At 75.8% G+C, this 1,895-nt stretch carries 1 protein-coding gene; it reads right to left on the bottom strand.

The window, feature by feature from the left end; all coding sequences use genetic code 11:
- Nucleotides 1–261 precede the first annotated feature (261 nt).
- Nucleotides 262–1,764: an ATP-binding protein gene (locus VF647_07345; GenBank protein HEX8451893.1), complete on the bottom strand. Its 1,503-nt coding sequence runs from the start codon at nucleotides 1,762–1,764 to the stop codon at nucleotides 262–264.
- Nucleotides 1,765–1,895 lie beyond the last annotated feature (131 nt).

Here is a 1,895-nt window from a genome sequence, read left to right as displayed (position 1 = left end):
CACGCAGGTCTGCCCCTACCGGGGCATCGGTCGGGGCAGCGGGCGGCGGTGCGGCGGCGGGCACGGGCGCGATGAATCGCGCCCCTACAGGGCATAATGCCGCGGGCGCAGTTCTCCCCCTCACCCGCCCTGCGCCCCCGCAGGCGGGGGAGGGGGCCCTCCGCGACCCAAGCCCCCTCTCTCGATGACAGGAGGGCGGAGCCCTCTCCTGTTATCGGGAGAGGGGGCAGGCGAGTGTAACGAGCCGGGGGTGAGGGCCCCTCACACCTCCCGCCGCAGCGCCTCCACCGCCGCCGCCACTTCCGGCGCGTCGGCGAGGGGGGTGCCGGCGCGGAGGGCGTCTTCGGCGGCGCCGGCGAGGTGGGAGAGTTCGGTGAAGCCGTAGCCGGCGGAGGTGCCGCGCAGCTTGTGGAGATGGCGCCGCACCGCCTGGGCGTCGCCCGGGGCGAGGGCGGCCTCCAGGTCGGCGAGGCGCGCGGGGAGGCCGGCGCGGAAGCGGGCGCGGAGCGGGCCCCAGAACTCGTCGTCCTCCGACGTGTCCGCGGGGGCGGGGGGCGGGGCTGGGGCGGCGGCGCGGCGGCGAGCTTCGGCCACGGCGTCGTCCACGCGCGCGACGAGCTGGTCCGGCTCTACCGGTTTGGCCACGTGTCCGTCGAAGCCCGCCGCCAGGGCACCCGCGCGGTCCGCCTCGCCGACGGCGGCGGTGAAGGCGAGGATGGGGGTGCGGCGCATGTCGTCGAGGGCGCGGAGTTCGCGGAGCACCTCGGCGCCAGTGCGGTCGGTGAGGTTCAGGTCCAGGAGCACGGCGAGGGGCCGCGCGGAGGCCAGCCGCTCCGCCACGCCCGCGCAGCCGTCGTCGGCGTGCACGGTGTAGCCGGAGCGCTCCAGCACGGCGGCCACGAAGGCGCGGATGTCCTCGTCGTCGTCCACGACGGCCACCATCTCGCCGCGGGTGTCGCGGTGCGCGAGGGGGAGCGCGGGCGCGGCGGCCGGGCGCGCGGAGGCGTCCGCCTGGGGGAGCACGATCCAGAAGGTGCTCCCCTCGCCCACGCGCGAGCGCACGCCGATGCGGCCGCCCATCGCCTCGGTGAGGTCCTTGGCGAGCGCCAGCCCCAGCCCCGCCCCCGACACCCGCGTGCCGGGGTGGTGGATGCGCGAGAACTCGCGGAAGATCAGCTCCTGGTCGGCCGCGGTGAGCCCGGGGCCCTGGTCCCGCACCTCCAGGCACACCTCGCCGCCCTCCGTGCGCACCGACACCTCCACCTGGGTGCCGGAGGCCGAGTACTTGATGGCGTTGTCCATCAGGTTCAGCAGCACCTGCCGCAGCCGCCCCGCGTCCGCCAGCGCCAGGGGTGCGCCGCCGTCCGAGAGGCGCAGCGTGATGCCACGGTCGGCGGCGACGGTGTGGAGCGAGTCGACCACGGCCGCGGCGATCTGCCCGGCGTGCACGGCGGCCAGCGTCACCTCCAGCGTCCCCGCCTCCACCTTGGTGAGGTTGAGGATGTCGTTGACGACGTGCAGCAGGTGCCGGGCGCTGCGGTGGATGATGTCGACGTACTCGCGGCGGCGCTCGGGGCTGACCTCGCGGTCATCGGCGGCGAGGAGGGCGGCGAAGCCCAGGATGGAGCTGAGCGGCGTGCGGAACTCGTGCGCGACGTGGCCTACCACGCGCGCCCGCGCCTCCGCCACGCGCTCCGCCTCGGCCAGGCGGGCGCGCAGATCCGCGACCTCGTCGTGCGCCAGGGCGCTGCGCTGGGCGCTCACAGGCCGACGTCCGGCATGCCGTGCTTCTTCCTTCGCTGCCACAGCACCTTTCGCGAGATGCCGAGCTGCTCGGCGGCGGCGCTGACGCTGCCTCCCAGGTCGCGCAGGGTCGACTCGATGTACATCCGCTC

The organism is Longimicrobium sp. (genome assembly GCA_036387335.1).
GTDB lineage: Bacteria > Gemmatimonadota > Gemmatimonadetes > Longimicrobiales > Longimicrobiaceae > Longimicrobium.
The sequence above is the reverse complement of the archived record's forward strand: the minus strand, read 5'-3'. Positions and strand labels throughout refer to the sequence as shown.